This is a genomic window from Caenibius sp. WL, assembly GCF_019803445.1.
In the GTDB taxonomy this organism is placed as follows: Bacteria; Pseudomonadota; Alphaproteobacteria; order Sphingomonadales; family Sphingomonadaceae; genus Caenibius.
Genome location: NZ_CP081844.1, coordinates 2,771,340 through 2,787,355, shown reverse-complemented (window position 1 = coordinate 2,787,355; position 16,016 = coordinate 2,771,340). Strand labels below are relative to the sequence as shown.

Sequence of the window (16,016 nt, the reverse complement as noted above, 5' to 3'; positions counted from 1 at the left end):
CCTTCGCGATTGGTACGGGTGGCCTCGGCCCCAAACTGCGTTCGAGGTGCAATTCCAGTGAAGCCTTTCCCTCATCCGAAGCGCTGCAGCAGCCCTAGTTTGCGCTCCGCGATCTGGGCGGTCCGCTCGGCGGGCTCGATTTTCTGGCAATCGCGGAGCGCGGCACCGAGGTGGTCGAGCGAGACGCGTTCCATTGTGGGTCTTGCGGAAAGCTCCGCGCCGATCCAGCGAAAGGTAATGAAGCCTTCCGAGTGGCCCGAGGCATCCAGCCAGTTGGGAACGCCAGGATCGCTGTGGGAAATGACAATCACCAGTTCGCCATTCTTTTCCAGCCGGGCATAGTGGTGATTGGTACTGGAAAGCCGGTCACGATAATCCATGCTTTCCCACCAGGCATTGCCTAGTTCGACCGACCAGTAGCGGACCTTGGGCGGAGTGACCCGTACGATAAGCGCTTCATCGCGAGGTAGCATCCAGTAAGCGGTGACGGGCTCTCCGCCGGGTGTGGCATCGACCTTGCTGGTAACGACTTCGCCATAAGTGCGGAAACTGCCGGGTTGATCCTTCCAGCGAGCGAGCATTTCCGCCCAGTACCGGACGGAAGTGGCAAGCCATTCCGAGGATCGTGCCAGACCCTCGGCAAGGGTTTCAGGGCCAGGCACCGGACGCACGGAAAGCGGGCCCACATGCTCTATCGCGGCACGCATGGGGCGTTCTTTCACCCAGTCACCGAAGAACTGCCGGATCGTCACCCGGTAAGTCTGCGTGCTGGTGCGCAGCCAGTTGGGCCCGCAAGATTCAGGGCCGATATTGACCTCGAAAGAGCCGTCCGGCCCCAGTTCCAGATCGTCACCTCGCAACATGCTCGCCGGGCTGCCGCCGAACGGCGTACCGCCGCTTTCGACTGCTGTGATCGCCACATAGTCGGCGCTGCCGCGTTGGCCGAAAATGCGATAATGATCCTGCCCGTTGATTGGCGCGCCGAGATATAGCGCATCGGGATTGTCTCCGCCCTGCTTCCGGATCGGGTCGAAGTAATGCAGCAACTGCGGATGCAGCGGATCGCAGTTCTCGAATTCGAATTGCAGTGCGAGAGCGATGTTGCGAGCAATTTGCCGAAGCCCGGCGGTGCGGTCGAGCGATGCAGCGGGCATCGCCGGATCGAACGCGATCTCGCCCGCTTGCTTGAGGTTGTCGCAGAAGTCCGCCCAAGCTGTGCGCAGCAGTTCTTCGTCAGACGGCATCGATCACGACCTCGTCGGGAACATCGAATGTTTCCTGGTAGCGGCGAAACAGACCGCGTTGGCGGATTATCTCCGCCTCGGTGCCCACATCGTAACGATGAACGCCGAACTTATGGCGCGGCTTGTGTGCGATATAGGCGCGGATATTGGCCAGCGCCCGATCCTCCAGCGACAGCCCCACGCGTCTGTAAAGCGCCGTGATCGCCTGTTCCGGATCGTCCACCAGATCGGCGTAACGCGAGGCGAAAACCTGGGCGGCGGGAATGTCGCCTGCATCCATCCAGTCGATCAGCCGTTCCAGCCGCGCCGCGACTGCATCGGGCGTCATCAGGGCTTCGAATTCCCTCACGTTGAACGGCTTGTTGCTGCGCATCCAGTAGAGCGTGGCAAGCATATTGGTGATCGAGGCGTTCGCCTTGATGGGATCGCGGTGAGTCACGATCAGCCGGGCATCAGGGAACACCTTGAACAAGGTTGGGAGGTAGCCGAGATGCGACGGCGCCTTGAGCAACCAGTGCCGCCGGGGATTGCGCCATTGGAGCAGTTTGAGCACGCGGGCGTGGTATTCCATCGCCGGAGTCATGTCGGCGGTGGCCAGCCACATGCTATATTCCCCAGCAGGTGCCTTGGACGGCATGTTGTCGCTGCGGAAGGATGCTTCGTAAACCGCCGCGCATTCGGCGGGAATCCAGCCGCCGCTTTCGTGCATCGCCTGCCAGGGTGGTGCGGCGCGGCCCCATTGGGTCAACAGATGGTGCGCAGCCTCCGCCCGCGGATCGGTGCGGTAAGTCGCGGCCTCCGGCGGGGGGCAGGGGAACATCGCTTCCCAGCTGCTTGGCACGCCGAATTGCTCATCCTGCGATAACAGTTCGAACAGGATCGATGTGCCGGAGCGGCCCAGTCCGGTGATGAAGACAGGCGCTTCGATCACTTCCTCCTCGATCTCAGGGTGGAGGCGATAGGTCTCCTCGACGCGCAGACGGGCTTCAAGCAGATTGATCAGCTCGTTGCGGGTCATGATCCGGCCGAAGATGTGCAGTTCGGCTTCCTTGTCGAGCGACCGGGTCAGGATATCGAACGGTTCGCGCCAATCATCGGTGCCGAAGTCGGAAAGGCCGGTGCGCGCGATTGCCGTCTGGATCAGGTTGTCCGCATCCAGCGGAACGATCGCCGCCGGGTCCATGAAACGGCATTCGTCGATGATCTTGGCGAGCCAATCGGGCCGGTCGGGCGCTTGCCAGAAATGGGATTGGTCGTTCATGCCGCTGCTTCCTTCGGGGCCATGGCGGCGGCGATCCGGGCTTTCATCGGTTCGACCCATTCGCGCTTGAGTTGGGCGGACAGAAGCCCGGCCCCATCCAGTTCATCGCACAGTACCATCTGGTGGCCGATGTCGAACATATCGGTCTGGCGGATGAATTTCCCGTTGCCGCCATAAGTGATGAAGGACACGCCATGGGTTTCGTAATGGCTACCGTCAGGGCGTGAGCCCGGCCCACGGTTGAGCCAGTGGGTGATGATGTCGGCGCCGTTCACCGCATAGCCGAGATAGGGGAAGGTCCAGCCTTCCCAACCCGTGCTCATGTCCCGCCCATAATGGGTTGCCCGGATTGCGTCCACACCGCTGGCGACCACCGGCATGACACCGCCATACTGGCAATCATAAATGCAATCGGGATGGTAGAATGCGTCGGCGAGCCAACTCCAGCTGTTGGTGGCCTCGGCTTGCTTGAACCCTTCTATCAGCCGTTCGACCGTGTCGACGACTTCCTCGTGCGAATAGCTCATCATCCTCTCCGTTTTGTTCTGGTTTCAGCGCAGGCAACTCTCGTCGTTATAAGCGCGCAGGCGCAGAATGCGGCCCTCCTGATCGAAAGCCAGCGTTTCGAACACTTCCAGCGAGACTGCGCCCTGGCCGGGAACCGCAAGGTCCGATTCGAACACGATGCAGGCCTCGTTACCATTGACGATGATCCGCTTAAGGCGATTGGCGACGCTCCACCCGGCGTCGCGACTACCCTGCCAAAAGGCCTTGAGCGCCGCGAGGCCTTCGATCGGCGGTGTGCCGACAGGCTCCTCCGCCACGACTTCGTCTGCGAACAGCGCCGCTCGCCCGGTGATGTCGTTGTCGGCATACGACGCGAGATAGGCGGCCACCGTCTGCTTGATCCGCGTGCGGTCCACACTTGCGGGGATCGTGGCATAGGTTTCCAGGAACACGTCTTTCAGCATGATCCTCTCCTCAGAAGCTTGCCCGGACTTCGATACCGCCGTTGCGCGGGCGATTGTATGTCACCCCGCCGAAGCCGAGCGAGCCGTAGTCGATACCGCCTACGATCACGTGTTTGTTGAGCAGGTTATCACCCCATGCTGCCACTTCCCATTCGCCCCCGGCCAGCGGAATTTTGCCCAGCGCGATGCGTGCCCCGAGATTGTTGTCCGCACCGCCTCTGATGGCCGCATTATATGGGCTGTCGCGGTCCAGCACGTTCCAGTAGCGCCCGCTCTTATAGCTGTAATCGATCCGCAGGGTGAGTTCCCCGATATCGAGCTGCGTCTGATATTGCGCGGCGAGGTGGGCGGTTGTCTTGGAGACGTAGGCAAAGCGGGCCTGATCGGCGACATCGATGATCTTGTCCTGCACGGGATCGCGGTAGAGGAATGTCTTGTACTTTGGATCGACGTACCCCAGTGACCCCTCCAGCCGCAGTCCCGACACCGGGATTACCGCCACTTCCAGCTCCACGCCCTTGTAGACGGCGCGGCCGGCATTCACGGTCTCGTTCGTGGTGCCGTTCGATCCGGCGACGAATTGGGTCACCTGCAAATCATCGTAATCGGTGTAGAATGCCGTTGCGTTGATCCGCACGCGGCGGTCGGCCAGATCGGCCTTGATGCCGATTTCGCCCGACACCGCCTTCATCGGGCCATAGCCGTCATTGGCGCTCTGCGGGTTGAAGCCGCCCGCCTTGTATCCGGTCGCGACGCGGGCAAATGTCATGACATCCGGCGACCACTTGTAGCTGAGCGAAGCCGTCCAGCTGAAGTTGCGAAACGATCGGCTCAGAGAACGGTCGGGCAGGGGGAAGCCATCGAAGCTGTTCTGCTGGTCCATGGTCCGTTTGTCGCGAGTGTATCGTCCACCCACCGTCAATTCGAGCCGCTCGTCGAGCGAGGAGGGGCGCCAACTGACCTGCCCGAAGGCCGCATAGGATTTCGCGCCCGCGTTGTAGGCGGTGGTTGGTTGCATGTTCATCGCGGTATTCGCGTCGATCACGAACGTCAGGAAATAGGGCGCGAATTCGCTGACGTTCTCATTGAAATAGAACAGCCCGGCGACATAGTCGAAATCCCCTGCTTTGCCGAGAATCTGCAATTCCTGGGAGAACTGATCCTGCTTGCGGCGTGAGGAAGGAACGGCGGCGTAGGGGCTCACCGGCACCGGCCCGACCGCGCCAAGCACTTCACCCAACAGGGCCCCGTTGCCGTCAAGCTGGGTGTTCTCCCGGATCGAGAGGGAACGCCAGGCGGTGATCGACTTCACGCTGAAAGCGTCGCTGACGCGGTATTCCGCCGTCAGCGCATTCCCGTAAGACACGATCCGTGAGGCCGGCAACGTTCCCGCCTGTGCCAGCTTCGACAGGTAGCGATCCGAGACAATGAAGGGCGCGCCGCCATAGCCGGGCGATTTGGAGAAATAGTCCTGTACGGCTTGCGAGGCGACAAGGATCTGCGAGGCGTTGCTGATCGCGCGGGTGCGGGAATAGTCTCCGCGATAATCCAGCGTGAAATCGCCCAGTTCCGCCGTAATCGCGCCATTGACGGCCGTTGTGCGGACTGCGCCGGGATCGTCCTTCGCCTTGGTCAGCGTGTTGTCGACATAGCCGTCGCGTTGGTGCCGGTAGAGCCCGACACGCGCCTTTATACCGCTGTCGCCCAGCGCGCCCGTGTCGAACGATCCGCTGGCGGTGATCTCGTCATCGCTGCCATAGCCAAAGCGCAAGTCAGCACCCGCCTCGCTCGCGGGCTGTCTGGTCACGATATTCAGTGCCCCGCCAGTCGTGTTCCGGCCGAACAGAGTTCCTTGCGGCCCACGCAGGACCTCCACCCGTTCGATGTCGATCAGGTCCGACAGGTTGCCCGACATCCGTGCGCGATAGACCCCGTCGACATAAACGCCGACGGTGGCATCGTTGGTGAAATTGGGGGCATATTCGCCGATCCCGCGAATGTAGGCGACCAGCGTCGACGAGGCATTGCCCGGGCTGGGCGAAAGGCTGAGATTGGGAATGCGCGCGTCGAGATCGGTGCTCGACTGCACGTTCATGTTCCGTAGCGCCTGCGCGTTCAGCGCGGTAATCGCCAGCGGCGCATCCTGGATATTCTCCTCGCGCCGCCGGGCGGTGACGACGATCGTTCCGAAAGCATCCGCGTTTGAATAACCCTCATCGCTTCGCTTTGGCACCTCCTGCGCGCGCACTGAGGCGGGCAATCCCAGCACCAACGCCAGGGCGGTTATCGCCGTACAGGCAAGTTCTCCCTTTGCAGACATGTTTCATCTCCCGATTTGTTTGTTTTATATTTGAATTTGCACGGTCAAAGGCCGAAGCCGCCCGAAACACTGATCGATTGCCCGGTCACATAGGAAGCCCGGCGCGATGCGAAAAAGGTCACTGCCTCGGCGATTTCCTCCGGCTGTCCCCAGCGGACTAGCGGTAGCATCTTGCGCGTCTCGGCAATCCATTCCTCGTCGAAGACGCCCTGTTCCAGCAGTTCCTTGAACATTCCCGCTTCGATCACACCGACGAGCACGGAGTTTGCGCGAATGTTGTGAGACCCTTCCTCCACGGCGATGCCCCGCACGAGGGATTCTATGGCTGCCTTGGGGGCAACCGAAAGCCCGTCCTTGTGGGGCCAGCGGCTGTGCCCTGCCGATCCCAGTGTGACAAACGAGCCACCGCCATGGGTCCTGAAATGGGGAATGGCGATCTGACTGGTGGCGAAGAATCCGCTCACTTCCACATCCAGGGCGCGGCGCCATTCGGCAAGATCGGTATCTGCCAGATGGACCTGGGTCACCAGCGGTCCGGCGGCCCACACCACCGTGTGGATACGCCCGTGCCGATCGACCGCTTCCCCGAATGCCCGCGCGATCTCTGCAGGGTCGGTGACGTCAACGGCATGCTTGCTGCCTGCGACACCCGCCGCCTCAATGGCTTCGAGTGCCGCATTCGCGGCCTTTTCATTGCTGCGATACGTAAGGGCGACCGGCGTGCCCGCTCGTGCCAATGCGGTGGCCACCGTCCGGCCAATGCCGCCGCTACCGCCGAACACCATTGCGGCGCCGTCGGGAAACTCATTGCCCATGCATCCTCTCCTACAGATCGCGACCGTCTTCTGCCTGTCCAGCATTCTGGTCAGGGCACTGTTATCGATCCGATTTTTCTGGGTGGCTTCAGCCTGCTGGCATGAGTGCATGCCCCACTGGCCAAGGCAATGCAGTTTCGTGCAACGGTCAACTGATGCAGGAAAAACCGCACACTATTTGCGCGGTTTTGGAAATCTCCCCGGTAGTATCGCTATTCGTCTAGCATCTGCTGCAAATTCACCGGGTGGGCCGCCGTGATGATACAATGCCATTCGGTCTGCGCACGCTGTTGCCTCCTGTCGTCGAGCGCCAGCGCACGGACGGCCCCGACAAAATCCTTCATCAGTAGGTCTAGTTGGACGATGGAAGCGGGCGACAGCTTGAGCGTTTCCATTTCCCAGATCGCTCTCGGTCCGTTGTAATCGATGGTCTGGAAGATTTTGCGCGCCGAACGGTCGAAGGTCCGGCGCACCGGTCCTCCCTGATGCCAGTCGGGGTATTTCACTGTCAGGATGCGGACATTGTTGTTGGGCATGAGACGGATGAGACCCAGACGATCGAGCTTGACCAGATGTGCAATAAGCTGGGCTTCGGTCAGGCCGCATTCCACCGCTGCCTCGTCCGGCGTCCAGCCGTATCGCAGCAGATAGAACACGAAAGCGCACATCACGCTTTCCGCAAGACCATGCTCCTGCGCACTGCTCAATCGGTGGATCAGGCCATCCTCGCCATTGTGCGCCATCTCTGCGAGGTCGATGATGCGGATGTCCGCGATCTGGCATAGTCGTCCCAGGACCTGCAACGACATGCCCTTGCCCGAAAGATAGCGGCGAACGGTGGCCTCGCTGACTTCCAGTTCCGCGGCAATCTGTGCTTGCCGGATGCCTTTCTGCCGGAGGATACGCTTCAACGCCCTCAGCAACCGTTCGACATCTTCCATCTTTTCAAATGCATCGAGTTCGCGCACTTCCCGGCACCTCCCTGTATTTTCTCTCGCGTCGCAGGCAGATGTGTGCCTGACAGGCCGACGATGAGCAGGGGCTATCATCTGTGGAGGGCGATTGCTGTGCAACGGATAAAATAAAGCTTATAAATAATGGGCTTAGGAAGGAGATTTAAGCGAGAGCCATTGTTTGCACGCCTTGAGGAAAGCGATTGGCACTATGCCACATTGCTTTTGTCTGGGCGCCCGATTGCCATCGCCAACTGCTGGTAGGCGGTCAGTCCTTGGGGCCGGATCCGCGTGAGGCAAGGCCAAACGCAATGCCGAGTGCTATGCCAATACCAATCCCTATGCCGACATTGCCCAGCGCCATCCCGATGGCCACGCCGAGCACGATGCCCAAAGTAAGACTGGCGAATTCTTTGCTGCCCATCATATATCCAATGCGTGCTCCAAGTATGGCGCTCGGTCCACAGAGAAGGCATTTGTTGGAAGCGCGGCTTCCCAGCCTGACAGGTCACAAAATGCTGCCGCGGCGATCAGCGGGCGCGACAGTTCAGCACTGCGCTCCTGCTTTCGCTCTGGCACCTGCCCGGCGGCCGAGTGCCTCGCCTTCCTGGCGAAGCCAGGCGTTTGCAGCTTGCCGGCCATGCGCACGAACGCGCCGTTCATGAATACAGCGATTGTAGACATCGCCTTGGCGCGCAAACAACCAGCAGGCGACGGCAGGCCCTTGGCTTGCGCTCAATGCACTTCAGCCCGTTCGTTGATAGTCTGCGATTCCTGCAAAATAGGACTGTCAGAGCTGGGTGGGGCCATGTCGCTTGGTAAATTAGGACGGATACGCTTTAGTCTCTAATGGTGCGGAGCGGCTTTCATTCCCGCTGTGTTGTGCTTACATTTATAATAAGCGCTTTGCCTATGCCCTAGGTCACCATACGAATATCGAAGACATAATTTTTCAGGCATAATCGCTCTATGAAAGCATTTGTCCTGACGAAATACGGCGGGCCGGAAGCGGCCGAACTGCGCGAGATGCCGCAACCGCATCCCGGACCGGGAGAGGTCTTGGTACGTGTTCATGCGGCGGGCCTCAATCCCGTGGACTTCAAAACCCGTCAGGGTATGTTGAAGGCCGTACAGCGGTATCCCTTGCCGATTGTCATGGGCAATGAGCTGGCAGGTGTCGTTGAAGCGTGTGGTGAAGGCGTGACCCGCTTTGCGCCGGGAGATCGCGTATTCGCCCGTATGACGAAAGATTCGATGGGAGCTTTCGCCGAATATGCGGCCGTTCCGGACAGTCTTCCGGCAAAGATGCCGCCGTCCATCGATTTCGAGACGGCGGCGGGCATTCCGCTCGCGGGGCTTACGGCACTGCAGGCGCTGCGTGATGAACTGCATTTGAAAGCGGGGAGCCGGGTGTTCATCCCCGGCGGCGCGGGCGGCGTCGGGACGTTTGCCATCCAGCTCGCCAAATGGCTGGGGGCGGAGGTCACGACCACGGCATCGCCGCGCGGCAAGGCGCTTGTCGAGCGGCTGGGGGCCGACGTGGTGATTGACTACACCACGCAGCATTTCGAAGATCATGTCCGCGATATGGACGGCGTTTTCGACCTGCTGGGCGGGGAAACGCTCAAGAAATCGTTCGATGTGGTAAAGCGCCGCGGCAAAGTGGTGTCGATCGCAGGTATGCCTGAACCTCAGACCGCGCGCAAAGATCTGGGCCGGGGCGCGATGCTTGCCGCTCTGTTCTGGGCCGCAAGCTTTGGATCACGTGCGGAAGCGCGAAAGCACGATGTAACCTACCGCTATCTGTTCATGCATCCGAGCGGCACGGAACTGGGGGAACTTGGTCAATTGGTCGAAGATGGAAAGCTTGAGCCAGTAATAGACCGCGTGTTCCCTTTTGCTGAAATCCGGCAGGCATTTGCTTACCTTGAAGCGGGCCGCGCCAAGGGCAAAGCGGTGGTGCGCATGGATGATCGTATGTCAGGCGCCATATCGACGGTTTGACGCAATTGGGATTGCCTTGGCACGCCGTTGGAAATTCACCCGGCAAGACCTTCTCGGTTTGGTTGCGCACGAGGTCGGTGTTAAGGCTTTCCTGATAATCGGCGTCGAGAGGGAAGCGCGCATATGAAAATCGGTTTGTGCCTGCCTTACATGGCGCGGGATTATGATCGGACGCGCATTCTGACCTGGGCGCGGGAAATCGATGCCGGACCGTTCGACACAATGTCATGCGGTGAACGGATCACCGATTATACGTATGAAATGCACACATTGATGGCCGCCGCCGCGGCCGTGACTGAACGCGTGCGGCTCAATCCAGCCCTCTACGTCCTGCCGATGCGTTCCGCTGTGCTGACGGCGAAGGAAATCGCGACGCTGGACGTCGTTGCCGGTGGACGCGTGTCCGTTACGGTGGGGGTGGGCGGCCGCCCGCTTGACTATCGGGCCTTGGGCGCGCCGTTCGAACGGCGGCATCAGACGCTCGATGAACAGGTTGCCGTGATGAAGCAGGTCTGGCGCGGCGAGCCTCTCTTCGAAGGATCGGGTGATATTGGCCCGCGCCCGCCACAAGGCGGTGATTTGCCGATCTTCGCAGGCGCCATGGGGCCAAAAGCGATCACACGCGCGGCGCGTTGGGCCCATGGAATCTACGCCCCTTCAATGCCGGGAGACCGTGAAGGGCATCAACGCGTCTTCGATCTGGCGCGGAGCGCCTGGATGGAAGCGGGACGTTCGGATCGGCCTTATTTGATTGGCGGGTTCTGGTATTCACTTGCCCCTGATGCAAAGCGTGAACTGCATGATTATGCCTACAACTACATGCGTTATGCCGGAGAGGATCTGGCGCATGGCATGGCTTCCGCAATGACCCGGCATACTCCTCAGGCTATTATCGAAGCGATCGAGAATGTCCGGGCGTCGGGGGCGGATGAATGCATTCTCGTCCCGGCGACCGCCCACTATGATGAGATCGAAAAGCTGGTGCGAATCCTTGCCGACCTGAAGCTCTGATTTCGCGCACCGAATGGTGCGTAGGGATGATGATCTTCCGGCCCGCGTTCCGACATTGTCAGATAGTCAGATCCCATGGGGGTGGGTCGAGAATATCTTTCAGAAAATCGATGAACGCCATGACCGCAGCCGAAGGTATGGGCGTCTTCTGATGCAGCGCATAAATGGCGAGATCAGGAGGTGCCTGCCATTCGGAAAGGACAGGAACCAGCGCACCGGATTTCAAGGCGGAATCGATATCCCATAGTGATCGCAAAGCGATACCCACACCGCAAATCGCCAGTTCGCGGACGATCTCGCTGGAGTTCGTGCGAACGTGGCTTTTCCCATCGACAACGCGCCGCAAGGGGCCATTTTCCAGCCGCCAAGGCCATTGCCCATCAGCCGCGATCAGGCGATGCCGCTGGAGTTCGGTGAAATCGGCAGGTGCGCCATTGCGGGCGATATAATCGGGGCTGGCGCACAGGATGCGATGGTTGGCCGCGAGGCGCCAGGCACTGGCGTTTCCGGGAATGTCGGAAGTGATGCGAACCGCGAGATCGACCCGGTCCATATAGAGATCGACGTTTTCATCGGTCAGATCGAGTTCCAGTTCCACCAACGGAAACCGTTCAAGAAACAGGTTGAGTGAAGGCGCGATATGCAAGCGTCCGAAGGAGGTGGGGGCCGATACGCGCAAGGGGCCGCTGGGTTCGCTGCGGATGCCGATGAGCCTGCCTTCGGCTTCATCGATGGCTCCGAGAACTCGCTTCACATCTTCATAGAAGCGCTCCCCCGGGGCAGTCAGCACGAGCTTGCGGGTGGTCCGATGAATAAGCCGGACCCCTAGCCGCTGTTCCAGCCGCGATAGCCGCTTGGATGCCATCGCGGGCGAGGTCTGTAGCGCCCGGGCGGCAGCGGACAGGCTACCTGCTTCGACAATGCGCGCAAACAAGCCGTAATCGGAATCTTTCAAATTGTTTCCTTTTAAGAAAAAGTATTTGGAATTTTTATCGTCTTCCGGAGGAATAGCCAAGCAGATAGATTGGCTGCCGAGAGGTGATCATGTCGCTAACCATGCCGGAACCCGATCAGGCAACGCTGTCCCGCCGTGCTGAAATCGTGGCGGCCTTGCGCGCCATTGTTCCCGGCGAAGGCGTGATCGCGGATGAGGAAAGCCTGCGCCCGTATGAATCCGATGGGCTGACTGCCTATCGCCAGCCGCCGATGGTCGTGGTGTTGCCGGAAACGACGGAGCAGGTGTCGCGTATTCTGGCGTGGTGTCATGCCAACAAGGTGAAAGTCGTTCCACGCGGCGCGGGCACATCTCTGTCGGGCGGGGCGCTGCCGCTGGCCGATGCGGTGCTCCTCGGTCTCGGGAAATTCAAGCGCGTGCTGGAAATCGATTACCATGACCGGCTGGCCATCGTTCAACCGGGCGTGACCAATCTGGCGATTACCCGCGCGGTTGAAGAGCGCGGTTTCTACTATGCGCCTGACCCTTCCAGCCAGATCGCCTGTTCGATCGGCGGCAACGTCGCGGAAAATTCGGGCGGCGTGCATTGTCTGAAATATGGCCTGACCACCAACAATGTCCTTGGTTGCGAAATCGTGATGATGGACGGGGAAGTGCTCCGCATTGGCGGGCGGCACCTCGATCCGGGCGGGCTCGATCTGCTCGGCGTCATCGTGGGATCCGAAGGGTTGCTCGGGGTGGTGACGGAAGTGACGGTCCGGATATTGCCCAAGCCGCAGACCGCGCGGGCCCTGCTGATTGGCTTTCCCGATGTCGAAAGCGCGGGACAATGCGTGGCTGACACGATTGCCGAAGGGATTATCCCGGCCGGCATGGAGATGATGGATCGCCCTGCCATCCATGCCGCTGAAGCTTTCGTGAATGTCGGCTATCCTCTGGACGTGGAGGCCTTGCTGATCGTCGAACTCGATGGACCGGAAGCGGAATGCAGCCATCTTCTCGGCGAAGTGGAAGCAGTTGCCCGCCGCAACGGAGCGGTCAGCATCCGGACCTCGCGCAGCGAGGAGGAACGGCTGGCGTTCTGGGCGGGCCGCAAGGCCGCGTTCCCGGCAGTTGGGCGGCTGGCGCCCGATTATTACTGCATGGATGGCACGATTCCGCGCCGCCGTCTGCCCGAAGTGTTGGAACAGATGGCGGCCCTGTCCGAAAAGTATGGCCTGGGAGTCGCCAACGTCTTTCACGCGGGCGACGGCAATCTCCACCCCTTGATCCTCTACGATGCCAACAAACCGGGCGAACTGCATCGGGCCGAAGAATTCGGCAACGATATCCTGCGCCTGTGCGTGGCAGTGGGTGGCGTATTGACGGGCGAACACGGTGTGGGGGTCGAAAAGCGGGACCTGATGCCGGTGATGTTCAGCGATACCGATCTCAAACAGCAGCAGCGCGTCAAATGCGCGTTCGATCCCGAATTGCTGCTCAACCCCGGTAAGGTCTTCCCGCAGCTCCATCGCTGCGCCGAACTGGGCCGCATGCATGTCCATCATGGACAAGTACCGTTTCCCGATCTCCCACGGTTCTGACGATGGCAGCCAGCGTAGTCCCCACATGTGAAAGCGATGTCGCCGATGCGGTTGCCGATGCTCTGCGCGGCAGCGTGAAACTGGCCATTACGGGCGGTGGCAGCAAGGCCGGATTCGGCCGCACGGTGGATGCCCGCGCATTGCCCATGGCGGGATTGGCCGGGATCGTCGATTACGATCCGGCGGAACTGGTTCTGACGGTAAAACCCGGAACGCTGCTGGCTGAGGTTGAGGCACTGGTCGCAGCATCGGGACAAATGCTGGCGTTCGAGCCGTTCGATCACGGACCCATCTACGGTGCATCGTCGGGGCAGGCGACAATCGGCGGAGTGATGGCGGCGGGCGTTTCAGGTTCGCAGCGCATTTCCGCATCGGCGGCGCGCGATCATCTGCTGGGCTTTCGAGCCGTGTCCGGGCGGGGCGAGATTTTCGCGGCCGGAGCGAAAGTCGTGAAGAATGTGACGGGCTACGATCTGCCCAAGCTCGCCGTGGGAAGCTGGGGCCGTCTGTTCGCGATGACTGAACTGACGATCAAAGTCCTGCCGCGCCCACGCGAAAGCGCGACACGGATGCTGATCGGACTGGACGAGGAGCGTGCAGTTGCCGCCATGGCGCGGGCCATGGGATCACAGGCCGAAGTGGCCGCTGCCGCCTATATTCCGGCTTCCCTGCACAACGGTGAAAGTGCGACACTGTTGCGGATACAGGGGTTCGGCCCGTCCGTCGCCGCACGCTGCGCGATGTTGGGGCCGTTGCTGGCCGATTTCGGAACAGTGCGAATTCCTGATGCAGGCGCAGCGGACGCCCGCTGGACCGATCTGCATACGCTGGCCTCCTTGGGGACAGAAGGAATGCTCTGGCGCATCCATGTTCCACCCAGCCGCGCGTGCGAAGTGTTGACGCCGCCGCGCCGGGAGCAGAGCCGATTCCTGCTCGATTGGGCTGGAGGGTTGATCTGGCTGGTATCGGATGAAGAGCCTGCGGCCCTTCGTACGGCTGTGGCGGAGGCGGGCGGCCATGCGGTACTCGTACGCGGTAGCGAAGAGCACCGGGCAATCGTTCCTGCCTTTCATCCTCCTGCCCCCGGCGTGGCTGCGTTGGAGGAGCGGGTTCGCCGGGCCTTCGATCCGGTGGGCCTGTTTGAAACGGGGCGCTTCTGATGCAGACTGGTTTTCCACCCGAACTGTTGGCCGATCCGGCCATGGCGGCATCCGAAGCCGTGATCCGCAAATGCGTGCACTGCGGTTTCTGCACGGCGACCTGCCCGACGTATGTCCTGCTGGGCGATGAACTGGATTCGCCGCGCGGCCGTATTTATCTGATCAAGGACATGCTGGAAAACCAGCGCGATCCTACCGCCGATACGGTCAAGCATATCGATCGCTGCCTTTCCTGCCTTTCCTGCATGACCACGTGCCCTTCCGGCGTCAATTACATGCATCTGGTGGACCACGCGCGGGCCTATATCGAGGCGCGCTATCGCCGCCCTTGGCGCGACAGGTTTATTCGCTCGGTGCTGGCAAAGGTTCTGCCTTATTCGCGCCGGTTCCGGCTGGCGTTGATGCTGGCGCGGCTGGCCCGTCCGGGCGCATCGCTGGCTGAACGGATTACGGGCATGCCGCCGATTTCCGCCATGCTGGCGCTTGCGCCGGCGCAACTTCCGCCCAAGCCATCGGCAACGCCATCAGCGGTTTCGGCGGCAAAAGGGCGCGTAGCGCTGCTTCAGGGATGCGCCGAGCCCGTCCTGCGCCCCGAAATCCGCGATGCGAGCGTACGGATTATCAACCGGGCCGGATACGATGTCGTGTTCGCCAAAGGGGAGGGCTGCTGCGGCGCGCTGGTTCACCATCTGGGCAAGGAAGAAGCGGGTCTGGCCGCCGCAAGGCGCAATATTGATGCCTGGATGGGCGAGATCGCTGACGGCGGGTTGGACGCTATTGTAATCACCGCGTCCGGCTGTGGCACGACGATCAAGGACTATGGGTTCATGCTGCGCAACGATCCCGCCTATGCGGAGAAGGCGCAGCGCGTTGCCGCACTGGCCAGGGATATTTCGGAATTTCTGGCCGAAGCGGAGATACCCGCAGGCGATGGGCGGAATGTGCGGGTCGCCTATCACGCGGCCTGTTCGCTGCAGCACGGGCAGAAAGTCGTCGACCTGCCAAAGCGTTTGCTGGCCAATGCCGGATATGACGTGCGCACTCCCGCCGAAGCGCATTTGTGCTGCGGTTCGGCGGGAACGTACAATATCCTCCAACCTGAACTGGCCGGGCAATTGGGCGCGCGCAAGATCGCCAATCTGGAAAAGCTGGACGCGGACGTGATCGCCACCGGCAACATCGGCTGCGCTACACAGATCGGGCAACGGGCGGGAACGCCGGTTGTCCATACCATCGAATTGCTGGACTGGGCCACGGGCGGCCCGATGCCACGCATGCTCGAACAGCATAACGAAAGGAAATCCCATTGACCTCTATTTCGCTTGAGCAAGCCAACACGCTGATAGGCGCGGCCTTCGCGAAAGGGAAGGAACTCGGTCTCAAGCCACTGACCGTGGCGGTGATGGACGCGGGCGGCCACCTGATCGCGTTCCAGCGGCAGGATGGCGGATCGACCCTGCGCCCGCAGATCGCCTGCGCAAAGGCGGGAGGTGCGCTGGGCCTCGGCGTATCCAGCCGCAAGATCGGCGAAATGGCGGCAGAACGGCCCTCGTTCGTGGCATCGCTGGGACCGATTGCACCGCATGGCGTGGTCCCGGCGGCGGGCGGGGTGATTGTCGTCGACGCTGGCGGCATGCCCATGGGCGCGGTGGGGATCACCGGCGATACGTCCGACAATGACGAAGCATGCGCGCTGGCTGGGATCGCGGCAGCGGGCCTCAAGGCGCAGGATTGATGAC

General features: G+C 61.1%; 16 protein-coding genes. 6 read left to right on the top strand and 10 right to left on the bottom strand.

Translation table 11 applies throughout. The annotated features are described in order from the left end of the window. Positions 1 to 71: 71 nt before the first annotated feature. The 9 genes from K5X80_RS13250 to K5X80_RS13210 form a co-directional block, all read right to left on the bottom strand. Positions 72 to 1,244 (bottom strand): DUF1214 domain-containing protein, encoded by a 1,173-nt coding sequence (locus K5X80_RS13250; RefSeq protein ID WP_222558193.1) that lies wholly within the window; start codon positions 1,242 to 1,244, stop codon positions 72 to 74. Further along, positions 1,234 to 2,505: a sulfotransferase family protein gene (locus tag K5X80_RS13245; protein ID WP_222558192.1), complete on the bottom strand. Its 1,272-nt coding sequence runs from the start codon at positions 2,503 to 2,505 to the stop codon at positions 1,234 to 1,236. Before K5X80_RS13245 ends, K5X80_RS13250 begins: the two co-directional genes overlap by 11 nt. Next, positions 2,502 to 3,032 carry a nuclear transport factor 2 family protein gene (locus tag K5X80_RS13240; RefSeq protein WP_222558191.1) on the bottom strand — a complete coding sequence of 177 codons (531 nt, stop codon included), beginning with the start codon at positions 3,030 to 3,032 and terminating at the stop codon, positions 2,502 to 2,504. Before K5X80_RS13240 ends, K5X80_RS13245 begins: the two co-directional genes overlap by 4 nt. Before the next feature lie 24 nt (positions 3,033 to 3,056). Next, positions 3,057 to 3,476, bottom strand: a complete 420-nt coding sequence (locus tag K5X80_RS13235) for a nuclear transport factor 2 family protein (RefSeq protein WP_222558190.1) — start codon at positions 3,474 to 3,476, stop codon at positions 3,057 to 3,059. Between the two features lie 10 nt (positions 3,477 to 3,486). Beyond that, the gene (locus K5X80_RS13230) at positions 3,487 to 5,709 is read right to left on the bottom strand and encodes a TonB-dependent receptor (protein ID WP_222558189.1); all 2,223 of its coding nucleotides are present in this window, start codon (positions 5,707 to 5,709) and stop codon (positions 3,487 to 3,489) included. A gap of 131 nt (positions 5,710 to 5,840) precedes the next feature. Continuing rightward, positions 5,841 to 6,611 (bottom strand): SDR family NAD(P)-dependent oxidoreductase, encoded by a 771-nt coding sequence (locus K5X80_RS13225; RefSeq protein ID WP_222558188.1) that lies wholly within the window; start codon positions 6,609 to 6,611, stop codon positions 5,841 to 5,843. 212 nt (positions 6,612 to 6,823) lie between these two features. After that, entirely contained in the window at positions 6,824 to 7,579 is a 756-nt protein-coding gene (locus tag K5X80_RS13220; protein ID WP_222558187.1) for a helix-turn-helix domain-containing protein, read from the bottom strand. Between the two features lie 253 nt (positions 7,580 to 7,832). Further along, positions 7,833 to 7,988 (bottom strand): glycine zipper domain-containing protein, encoded by a 156-nt coding sequence (locus K5X80_RS13215; protein ID WP_222560504.1) that lies wholly within the window; start codon positions 7,986 to 7,988, stop codon positions 7,833 to 7,835. Next, a complete protein-coding gene (locus K5X80_RS13210; protein ID WP_222558186.1) occupies positions 7,988 to 8,227 on the bottom strand; it encodes a hypothetical protein in 240 nt (79 codons plus the stop codon). Before K5X80_RS13210 ends, K5X80_RS13215 begins: the two co-directional genes overlap by 1 nt. Before the next feature lie 306 nt (positions 8,228 to 8,533). Between K5X80_RS13210 and K5X80_RS13205 the strand changes: the two genes are divergently transcribed. Together K5X80_RS13205 and K5X80_RS13200 are read left to right on the top strand one after the other, a co-directional pair. Continuing rightward, positions 8,534 to 9,568 carry an NADP-dependent oxidoreductase gene (locus K5X80_RS13205; protein ID WP_222558185.1) on the top strand — a complete coding sequence of 345 codons (1,035 nt, stop codon included), beginning with the start codon at positions 8,534 to 8,536 and terminating at the stop codon, positions 9,566 to 9,568. A 123-nt stretch (positions 9,569 to 9,691) separates the two neighbouring features. Then, positions 9,692 to 10,579 (top strand): LLM class flavin-dependent oxidoreductase, encoded by an 888-nt coding sequence (locus K5X80_RS13200; protein ID WP_222558184.1) that lies wholly within the window; start codon positions 9,692 to 9,694, stop codon positions 10,577 to 10,579. A 58-nt stretch (positions 10,580 to 10,637) separates the two neighbouring features. On the opposite strand, the gene K5X80_RS13195 is transcribed toward K5X80_RS13200, so the two are convergent. Further along, positions 10,638 to 11,534, bottom strand: a complete 897-nt coding sequence (locus K5X80_RS13195) for a LysR family transcriptional regulator (RefSeq protein ID WP_222558183.1) — start codon at positions 11,532 to 11,534, stop codon at positions 10,638 to 10,640. An 89-nt stretch (positions 11,535 to 11,623) separates the two neighbouring features. Here K5X80_RS13195 and K5X80_RS13190 point away from each other — a divergent pair, with 89 nt between their 5' ends. Genes K5X80_RS13190 through K5X80_RS13175 form a run of 4 tightly spaced genes read left to right on the top strand, consistent with a single transcriptional unit; the run spans position 11,624 to position 16,012 of the window. Beyond that, a complete protein-coding gene (locus K5X80_RS13190; RefSeq protein ID WP_222558182.1) occupies positions 11,624 to 13,117 on the top strand; it encodes an FAD-linked oxidase C-terminal domain-containing protein in 1,494 nt (497 codons plus the stop codon). A 2-nt stretch (positions 13,118 to 13,119) separates the two neighbouring features. Continuing rightward, positions 13,120 to 14,277, top strand: a complete 1,158-nt coding sequence (locus K5X80_RS13185) for an FAD-binding protein (RefSeq protein WP_222558181.1) — start codon at positions 13,120 to 13,122, stop codon at positions 14,275 to 14,277. Beyond that, positions 14,277 to 15,587: a glycolate oxidase subunit GlcF gene (glcF, locus tag K5X80_RS13180; protein WP_222558180.1), complete on the top strand. Its 1,311-nt coding sequence runs from the start codon at positions 14,277 to 14,279 to the stop codon at positions 15,585 to 15,587. Before K5X80_RS13185 ends, glcF begins: the two co-directional genes overlap by 1 nt. Further along, positions 15,584 to 16,012, top strand: a complete 429-nt coding sequence (locus tag K5X80_RS13175) for a GlcG/HbpS family heme-binding protein (protein WP_222558179.1) — start codon at positions 15,584 to 15,586, stop codon at positions 16,010 to 16,012. Before glcF ends, K5X80_RS13175 begins: the two co-directional genes overlap by 4 nt. Positions 16,013 to 16,016 lie beyond the last annotated feature (4 nt).

What these genes read in the sequence shown, in the direction of transcription:
- K5X80_RS13240 (WP_222558191.1), bottom strand. Translation starts at nt 3,032, where the DNA reads ATGAGCTATTCGCACGAGGAAGTCGTCGACACGGTCGAACGGCTGATA.
- K5X80_RS13215 (WP_222560504.1), bottom strand. Translation starts at nt 7,988, where the DNA reads ATGGGCAGCAAAGAATTCGCCAGTCTTACTTTGGGCATCGTGCTCGGC.
- K5X80_RS13200 (WP_222558184.1), top strand. Translation starts at nt 9,692, where the DNA reads ATGAAAATCGGTTTGTGCCTGCCTTACATGGCGCGGGATTATGATCGG.
- K5X80_RS13225 (WP_222558188.1), bottom strand. Translation starts at nt 6,611, where the DNA reads ATGGGCAATGAGTTTCCCGACGGCGCCGCAATGGTGTTCGGCGGTAGC.
- K5X80_RS13235 (WP_222558190.1), bottom strand. Translation starts at nt 3,476, where the DNA reads ATGCTGAAAGACGTGTTCCTGGAAACCTATGCCACGATCCCCGCAAGT.
- K5X80_RS13210 (WP_222558186.1), bottom strand. Translation starts at nt 8,227, where the DNA reads ATGAACGGCGCGTTCGTGCGCATGGCCGGCAAGCTGCAAACGCCTGGC.
- glcF (WP_222558180.1), top strand. Translation starts at nt 14,277, where the DNA reads ATGCAGACTGGTTTTCCACCCGAACTGTTGGCCGATCCGGCCATGGCG.
- K5X80_RS13185 (WP_222558181.1), top strand. Translation starts at nt 13,120, where the DNA reads ATGGCAGCCAGCGTAGTCCCCACATGTGAAAGCGATGTCGCCGATGCG.
- K5X80_RS13205 (WP_222558185.1), top strand. Translation starts at nt 8,534, where the DNA reads ATGAAAGCATTTGTCCTGACGAAATACGGCGGGCCGGAAGCGGCCGAA.
- K5X80_RS13250 (WP_222558193.1), bottom strand. Translation starts at nt 1,244, where the DNA reads ATGCCGTCTGACGAAGAACTGCTGCGCACAGCTTGGGCGGACTTCTGC.
- K5X80_RS13190 (WP_222558182.1), top strand. Translation starts at nt 11,624, where the DNA reads ATGTCGCTAACCATGCCGGAACCCGATCAGGCAACGCTGTCCCGCCGT.
- K5X80_RS13245 (WP_222558192.1), bottom strand. Translation starts at nt 2,505, where the DNA reads ATGAACGACCAATCCCATTTCTGGCAAGCGCCCGACCGGCCCGATTGG.